This is a genomic window from Streptomyces sp. WM6372 (assembly GCF_001279655.1).
Taxonomy (GTDB): Bacteria; Actinomycetota; Actinomycetes; order Streptomycetales; family Streptomycetaceae; genus Streptomyces.
In genome coordinates, this window is record NZ_LGDB01000158.1 from 1 (window position 1) to 257 (window position 257).

A 257-nucleotide genomic window follows, 5' to 3' on the forward strand; every position below is an offset into this window, starting at 1 on the left:
CGGCGTCCGCGAGCATGTACGCGATCCGGTCCACGGGGTACTCCGGATCCACCGGCACATAACCCGAACCGCTCTTCAACACCGCGAGCAACGCCACGAACAGATCCACCGACCGCGGCAACGCCACCGCCACCAGCCGCTCCGGACCCGCACCACACGCCACCAGATGACGCGCCAGACGATTCGCCCGAACGTTCAACTCCGCATACGACAGCTCAACCCCACCGCACACCACCGCCGGCGCATCCGGAGTCCGC

1 protein-coding gene is annotated in these 257 nt (G+C 67.7%); it reads right to left on the reverse strand.

Annotated elements, in window-relative coordinates:
- Nucleotides 1-257: AMP-binding protein (locus ADK52_RS39875; protein WP_159045928.1), on the reverse strand; the 257-nt coding region annotated here is incomplete at both ends.